Consider the following 8,225-nt stretch of genomic DNA (forward strand, 5'->3'; position numbering starts at 1 on the left):
ATAGACGATGCGCTATAAAGGTCGATGCTCTTAGTTAAAGGCACTTGACGAGGAGCGTAGTGAAGCGAAAGTTTCACGCTACGTTCTGGAGACCAATGGGGTTGGTGACAACCTCATTGAGTTTAATCCCGGTCAAAGTCTTTATTCGTCTAATTCTCGATAAGTGGGAAAAAGACGATAAAGTCTCTGGAGAAAAATATCTTGTTGATTCGGAAGATGTCATCAGAGATTTGGATGATATTGCGGACGAACCGCAAGACAAATCAACTGATGATGTCAACTAATTAAGCCTGTAGTCCCTAGTTAGCCGCTAGGGGCTACTTCCTTTCTAATTTTATTTTAAACAAATATTTATGCTAAATACAGATACAATCGTTCGTCCCATTTACTACCGAATTATCGAGCGTCGGGGCAAAATCTGGGCGTTTAAGGAAGGTGAGCCATTTGTAAATTTTTTTAACGCACCCGATCTTGATATGGAAGACTTGTTTGCTTTATTCGATACTTCAATGGAAAAAATTGCAGCAGAACTACGGAGAATTAACGGTGCCAAAAATGGTTACTATATCGCCAATATATTAGATAAAAAATATTACTACTGTGGGGTTGAGTGGGAAAGCGTAAAACTGAAGCTCAGAGAATTGGGCATAGGTAAACTAGATCCAATTTAATAACACTTAATATCAATTCTTTATGAGGCTGCGCTAAATCACCCTCACTCTGGAAGAGTGGGGCTACCCAAACAAAGCCCACCTGCGTGGGCTACATTCGGCGCATCTTTATAAAGAAATGGTATAACTACTCGTTTAACCTTCCCCAATTTCACTTATCTCTTTACATCTTTCCTCTGCGCTCTCTGCGTCTAGTAAGGTTTTTTTTAATCCGTAATCGTAAGACCGAGAAGAAAGTAATTATACCCGCTGTCGCCCGATCGATTGACTAAACAATCCTTCTCGATCGCGAAGTTGGTCAAAATTACCCTGTTGCACCAAGCGTCCATTTTGCAAAACGTAAATGCGATCGGCATTACGAATGGTGCTGAGTCGGTGGGCTACAACGATCCGAGTTACATTCAACTGCTCCAAACTTTCACTAACTATAGCTTGGGTACGATTATCTAAAGCACTGGTAGCTTCATCAAAAAGCAAAATCCGGGGGCGTAAAGCCAAAGCCCGCGCAATCAATAACCGCTGTCGCTGTCCCCCGGAAAGATTAGTCCCACCTTCACTAACTACTGTATGCATTCCCATCGGCATTGCGGCGATATCGTCGGCTAAACCTGCCATTTTTGCAGCTGACCAAGCTTCATCCATTGTCAGAACCGTATTACTAGAAATATTTTCCCAGATAGATGCCGACATCAACCGACTACCTTGTAAAACCACCCCCAACTGACGGCGGACTGCATTCACATCTAACCCGGCAAGTTCTTGTCCATCATAATAAATACTACCAGATTCGGGGGTGTCAAAGCCCAATAATAATCGCAATAACGTGGATTTACCGCTGCCAGAAGGACCCACAAGAGCGATAAATTCTCCTGGCTCGGCTCGCAAACTTACATCGTCGAGTGTCAGCTGTCCGTCATTGCGATAGCGGAAGATCACATTTTTGATTTCCACTCTTCCCGACAAGCGACCGGGGTCACTTTTACTACTATCCACTTCCGGGATAGCTTGGAGAATTGGTTGAGCGCGTTCCCACAACGGTAAGACTTCTAAGATATCTACAACCGTACTGCTCAAGCTAGTTGTACCACTAATAAAAGTCCCAAATGCCATATTGAACGCTAAGAAAGTGCCTGTGGAAATACCATTCCCTTGTAACAAATTTGTCGCAAATGCAAAAATCACCGCTGGGGTTAATGCGGAAAGTAAATTGTTGACCACTACAAGATTATCTTCGATCTTTTGCGACTCTAGAGTTAAGTGCAATTGATGATGATATTGTTTTCCCCAGTAAGCAAATGCTCTCGGTTCGGCTCCAGCAGTGCGAAATTTGCTCACACCACCGATAATTTGCACCATGATGCCAAAAAGTTGTCCTTGCAGGCTGAGTAAAGGCCGTACTTTGCGTAGGGTTAGTACACCAGAAATAATTGTAACTGCAACGTTAATTAAAGCAACAAATGTGGCGATTAAGGCTAGGGGAATGCTGTAGTAAAAGAGTAATCCTAAGTTGAGCAATGAAAAAACGCTAGAAAAGAAACTTTTCAACAACGTGTTACTCAATTTACCGCGAATTTGACTGATCACCGAAACGCGAGCGCTCAGATCGCCCATTGCATAACCGCGAAAAAATGATGGTTTAAGATTTAAGAGTCGATCCCACACCGCAGCTTGAGTAGAAGTGTCGGCAAATGTTTCCAAGCGCATAATTGCCACTCCTTGAGTTAGTTGGAATAAAGTCTGCGCTAAAGTTGCAACAAATAATCCTAATGCTAGCTGCAATAACAGCGCTCTGTCTGCATCTGGGATAGCATTATCGATCAGGATGGCGATCGCCTGGGGGGTAATCATCCCTAGTAAAGTAGTAGCAATCCCCGCAAACAGTAGGGTGAAAAGTTCCTTGGAATGTCCGCGCAATGCGAACCCCAGCAAGCTGAGTATTTTCAGATTTGTTGGTAACGGACGATAGAATGTGTAAGCAGTACAAGATAGCGTTGCAGCAATTTTTTCATTGCATACACAGCGCGTTTGTTGCAGCGGATCGATAATTTGGTAACGAGTATCAGATATGGGGATTATAGCTATTGGACGACGGTCTTCTAAAGTATAAGTTAGTAGCGGACCGCTATCTTGCTGCCACCATTTATCTCGTAACGTAATCCGACGCATCCGGATGCGGGAAGCGCGAGCGATTGCTTCTATAGGCTCGCGGAACCGTCGTAAATCTTCCGAATTGCCAGGGGGATCGATCGTAATATCCAAAAATCTTCCTACTGCACCTGCTGCAAATAGTAGCGCTTCTTCCTGATTCAGCGGTTGTTTGATGGGTTCGTTGGTTTGGACATCGAATATATTCGCAAAATTATCTAAGGTGTTGGTGATCGCCACATTATTTAGTTGTTCCCGTTGTTGTAAACGTCCTAATTCTACCTTAACTGCTAGTTGTTCGAGTTGCCCAATTGCTTGGATTACAAAAGTTTGCAGGCAATTTAAACCTGTTAGTAAAGTGTTAACATCTAATATATCTGTATTTACCGAGTCAATTTCGAGGATATCTTGCGCCTGCAACCATAAGTCTGCCAACAGCGGAATTCTTCCTGTATTAGACGTGAGTTTTAATTCATCCAATCCTAACAAGTTAGCTTGACCTTGCAAAACTTTTACCCACACCACAACATCCTGTGGCGGTTGAAACACTTCCTTACTGCCTAAAACCGCGCATCCTGGAGCTTGAACTGGAGTAGGTAATATTTGTAAAGTAAATTCTGATACTGTTGAACTGAGAAGATTTACCCAGCGTTCGATTTGATTAATCGCAGTTTCTGGAGTAATCGAGCAAAACTCATTTTTGGTAACTCGTACAAGTTGAGTTTCTTCGAGAGCGATCGCCAAAATTTGCTGTCCCGACTCCGTTAGCATTGCCGAAAACATCGCCTCACCAGCTTTGACGCTAAATAAATAACGTCGCTTCCCCTTGGGGACACCATGCTCAACATTGATAGCAAAAAGTGCTAAAGTACCAGATTGAATCAGCCAAACGATTTCCGGGTTATCGAGCAACAAAGGCTCATTGCTTTTGAAAGAATATGATTCACCAAATGCGTTAAGACTGCGATCGCTTTCTACTAGCATGATTGAATATTACAGTAGTTCTGTAAACTACTATTTCTAGCTAGGGTGAAGATATGCAGCGAATTATATCTACCTAAATTTTGGGCGTTGCTGATTAAAAATACGATTTGCCCCCCAGCCCCCAATTTTGGGCTACGGTGTACACAGAAGTCCTAAAATCCTACCTGGAACTAGGTTTTTAACTATGAGTTAAATCTTTCAAAGTCCTGTCATTGCGAGCGGAGCGAAGCAATCGCAAAGTGCTGTGATTGCTTCGTCGTTCCTCCTCACAATGACGATTTAACGCGGTTAAAATCCTTGAAACCTATATGGACAGTACTTATACGTACACCGTAGCCAATTCTGGGGGAGAGAAATAACTGGCTAGTTCCCATAATTTTGTCTTACACGCGAAACCCTTGTAGATATCTCCGCACTGCTACGTCTCGATCAACGTGAAATCATCATTTCATATTTTGATTAACGGCACCGTTAACAATTCTACTATCTAGACACAGGACAAACCGACGCAGTAGAGCTAGATGGCGTAGCTGTGGGTGCAGAAGCAACCAACATAATTTTACCATCAGGAGTTTTCAGCCAGCCTTGTGCCTCGATGATTTGTGTGGGGGGAGAAGGTATTGCGATCGGTGCTGAGGATGTGTTGGGTAAATCCCCATCCAAAGTTGCCAGCGGTGCAATAGTAGTTGTACCATTTAAAGGTTGCAGAGAATTGGGTGGTAAACTACCGCGTCCGCTGACAACAAACTCACCCAAACGCTTAGCGTTACGACCTCTAGGGCAATTTTGACCAATTTGATCGCTAGCATCAACAATTTGGTCTGGTAGTTCAATTACTGCTTCTGTGGGTTGGACATCCGGTTGAATGATGTTGATTTGTCCTTGGACTCCTAATTCAGAACTTGCGGTGATGTCATTTGTTCGATCTGATGGTTTCGGACGGGCTTCAATACCGAAAATACCCTGAGTGCGAATGTTAATATTACCACCATTCCCAGAGAAAGCATTGGCAGTAATATCGCTGTTTTTTTGGGGGAAAGCGACGATAAATTTTGAGTTGATATCAATGTTGCCACCGTCGCCCCCTTGTTGGGTTGTACCTGCGTTGGTGGAGATTTGAGTCCCGCGACGGAGGAGGAGTAAATCGCTTGTGAGGTTGATGTTGCCGCCGCTACCGGATGCTGAGTTGGCATTGAGCGTACCTTGGTTATCGAGGGTGATTCTTGGTGAATTAACTTCGATGTCACCTGTAACTCCTTGACTCTCAGAACGAACTAAAATACTACTAGCAGAATCAGTACTAATAAAGTAGTTAAAAAAAGGCTCTTCTCCTACTTTGATGATTCGATCATTGAAAGTGCGATCAAATCCATCAATAATCAATTTTTCTCGCGCATTAACGTTTATCCTACCAGCAGAACCGCTACCAGATGTGGTACTCAAAATTCCTCCACCATTGAGAAGCTCAACTGTATCAGCATTGACTGCAATACTACCCCCTTGGCGCTCGTTTCTAGTACGTACATCTAAAACTCCACCTTCTGAAAGACGCAGATTACTGGTATCTATTTTAATGCTGCCACCTTGACCTGTTGATTTAGGTAGTGTAAACGCAAATATTCCACTAGAGTATCCAGTATCTAAGTTATTTCCAGAAATATTAATCGAGTCTGAAGCATTAATTTGAATACTTCCAGCATCCCCTTTCCCTCTCGCACTTGCTACTATTGCAGCAGCATTAGTCACTGAAAGCATTTTTGTTTGAATATTAATATTTCCACTTTTCCCTGTACCCAAATCCTCAACACTGCTGAAAACTCCACTACCAAAAATGCCATTACTACCATCCAAAGACATTAAGTCTGAAACATTAATTTTTATAAAACCTGCATTTCCTTGTCCACTAGTAACTGTATACATTTGAGCGCCACCGCTTAGTGAGAGAGAGGCAGCATTGATGTCGATATTACCACCCTTACCCACACCTCCTGCTTCCACTGAGGCAGAAAGTTGAGCGCCATCTCGCAGTTGGAAAGAGCCTGCATCAATGGTAATATTTCCCCCATTGCCTTGTGTACCTGTTTGCACCTCACTGAAAAGCCCAGTGGGAAATGTATCTCTTTCACCAGCAATATCCACAACACCAGAAACTTGAAGATTAATATCACCTGCATCTCCTTTACCTGGTGGTTGGGTATCAGATGCTTCACGAGTAATAGTTATCAGTTGAGCGCCATCTAGTAGTGTTAAAGTTGCAGCATTAATATCAATATTGCCACTGTTACCCATACCTCCTGCTTCCACCGTGCTGAGAATGAGAGCATTAACTGCAAGCGAAACAGCATCTGTTGCTGTCACCTGAACATTCCCCGCATCTCCTTTTCCATAAGTTGAGGCTCTAAGTCGAGCGTCATCTCGTAATAAGAAAGAACCAGAATTTATGGTAATATTACCTCCATTGCCTTGTGAATCAAAGCTGACAATATTTCCAACTCTACTTTCAGCACCTGCAACTTTAATTTCCCCAGTAGCATTCAGCGTAATATCTCCTGCAACAGTTTCAGGTGTCCCCAAACCTTGTCCAATACCAGCCGAAAGCTGACTTCCTTGCAAGATTCCTATATTGCGGGCATTAATTGCAATATCACCACCACCATTCGCTTCTACATATACATACGCTTGATTAGTCAGCAATACATCTGCACGAGTCACATTTTCAGGAAATCTCAATTTCAAATTATCTCCATCAAAGAGAAGATTTATACTTCCAGGTGCTGCCAATCCTCCCAACTCAACCCTCCCACCATAAGCATTTAATTGCCCCCCATCCATGTTGACATTACCACCCACCAGCAGCAAACTCTTACCATCAGAAACACGCAACCCAAATACGTCAAAACCTGCTGGATCTGTTCCTGCGGGTGCAATTGAGTTATTTTGAATCGCGGCATTTTGATTAATCTGATTAAATAACAATCCCGAAGGCTGAACAGTCAATAATGGTGGTGCTTGAGGATTTGTAGCGCTAAAATCTTGATTGCCAAATTGCACCGCGTTCGCAGTTGTCCCCACAAACGAGCCGCGTATATCCAAACTAGCATTCTGCCCCAATAAAATACCGTTGGGATTAATTAAAAATAAATTCGCAGCCCCATCAACACCCAAGGTTCCGAAAATATTCGATGCATTCCCACCTGTCACCCGCGTTAGTATATTTTCCACTCCATTCGGGTTGCCAAAATACACTCTTTGCCCATCATCTATATTAAACTGACTGAAACTATGAAAAAGGTTGCTCCCTCGTTGAGCGCCACCTTCAATTTTATCTGCATTTGCACCGTTAATTAAAACATTAGGTGTGAGACGAGAATTTTCTGCACCTAACGTATTATCAGGGGTAATTTGAGCTATTGCTGGTGTTGGAAGTGCTACAAAACTGGATAATAAAAGCGGAAGAAAAGTTTGTTTATTATTCATGGAGATGCAAATGCGCTCTATTAGCTACATATATCAGTATTTCTGACTAGGCACAACTTATGCAATAATTTTTAATCTATTATTCGATTAAAGTAAAATTAGGCATTGCTTCATTCAAAATATGAAGTGATGATTTCACATTGCTGGAGACGTAGCAGTGCTACGTCTCTACAATGATTTCCCGTTTAATACAAAATGCGAATAAATATAGTTTATTAGCTATGCTAAATCATTCTAAAGTTGCACCTTCGCTTTTAATTAATTCTAAATAAAAGCCTTCAACTTGCCGCAATTCGTCGTGAGTGCCGCGTTGGACAATCTTACCCCGATTGAGAACAATAATTTCATCGCAATCGCGAATTGTACTCAAGCGATGGGCAACTATCAAGCAAGTACAACCCCGCAACCGCAGATTTTGATCGATAATTTTTTCTGTCTCTGTATCTAAGGCACTTGTAGCTTCATCCATCAACAAAATTGCCGGATTATTAACTAAAGCACGGGCAATTTCTAAACGCTGTCGCTGTCCACCACTCAAATTTGTGGCACCTTCCAACAAGTTTGCATTATATCCACCGGGGAGCGATCGCACAGTTTCATGCACCGCAGCATCGCGGCAAGCTTGTATTAAATTACTATCGGGTATGGTCGTATCCCATAATGTTAAGTTATCGCGGACGCTACCAGCAAATAGGGTAATATCTTGTTCGATAGTCGCAACTGAATTTACCAACACTTGATGGGGAATGTGCAATTGTCCATCGAAATATATTTCCCCAGACCAAGGTTTATGTAAGCCAGCCACCAGCTTAGCAATTGTTGATTTTCCGGAACCGCTACCGCCCACCAAAGCTACTCTTTGTCCCGGTTTAAGTGAAAGACTAAAATTTTCAATTAAAGGCGGTGCAGTGCGATTGTAGCCAAAGGTAATGTTGCGTAGTTCTAGAT

At 42.6% G+C, this 8,225-nt stretch carries 5 protein-coding genes; 2 read left to right on the plus strand and 3 right to left on the minus strand.

Going from position 1 to position 8,225, the window contains the following annotated elements:
• Nucleotides 1-59 precede the first annotated feature (59 nt).
• Together IQ247_RS30365 and IQ247_RS30370 are read left to right on the plus strand one after the other, a co-directional pair.
• Complete coding sequence (locus IQ247_RS30365) at nt 60-284, plus strand: hypothetical protein (protein ID WP_228060190.1); 225 nt, start codon at nt 60-62, stop codon at nt 282-284.
• A gap of 69 nt (nt 285-353) precedes the next feature.
• Nucleotides 354-671: a hypothetical protein gene (locus tag IQ247_RS30370; protein WP_193925709.1), complete on the plus strand. Its 318-nt coding sequence runs from the start codon at nt 354-356 to the stop codon at nt 669-671.
• Nucleotides 672-911: 240 nt separating this feature from the next.
• Here IQ247_RS30370 and IQ247_RS30375 read toward each other — a convergent pair whose 3' ends face one another.
• The 3 genes from IQ247_RS30375 to IQ247_RS30385 all read right to left on the minus strand — a co-directional run.
• Entirely contained in the window at nt 912-3,800 is a 2,889-nt protein-coding gene (locus tag IQ247_RS30375; RefSeq protein ID WP_193925711.1) for an NHLP bacteriocin export ABC transporter permease/ATPase subunit, read from the minus strand.
• Nucleotides 3,801-4,283: 483 nt separating this feature from the next.
• Nucleotides 4,284-7,277, minus strand: coding sequence for a two-partner secretion domain-containing protein (locus IQ247_RS30380; RefSeq protein WP_193925713.1), 2,994 nt, complete (start codon nt 7,275-7,277; stop codon nt 4,284-4,286).
• A gap of 229 nt (nt 7,278-7,506) precedes the next feature.
• Nucleotides 7,507-8,225, minus strand: a 719-nt coding sequence (locus tag IQ247_RS30385; protein ID WP_193925715.1) for an ATP-binding cassette domain-containing protein, incomplete at its 5' end; no start/stop codon positions are given.

The organism is Plectonema cf. radiosum LEGE 06105 (assembly GCF_015207665.1).
Taxonomy (GTDB): domain Bacteria; phylum Cyanobacteriota; class Cyanobacteriia; order Cyanobacteriales; family Nostocaceae; genus Rivularia; species Rivularia radiosa_A.

What these genes read in the sequence shown, in the direction of transcription:
- IQ247_RS30370 (WP_193925709.1), top strand. Translation starts at nt 354, where the DNA reads ATGCTAAATACAGATACAATCGTTCGTCCCATTTACTACCGAATTATC.
- IQ247_RS30375 (WP_193925711.1), bottom strand. Translation starts at nt 3,800, where the DNA reads ATGCTAGTAGAAAGCGATCGCAGTCTTAACGCATTTGGTGAATCATAT.
- IQ247_RS30380 (WP_193925713.1), bottom strand. Translation starts at nt 7,277, where the DNA reads ATGAATAATAAACAAACTTTTCTTCCGCTTTTATTATCCAGTTTTGTA.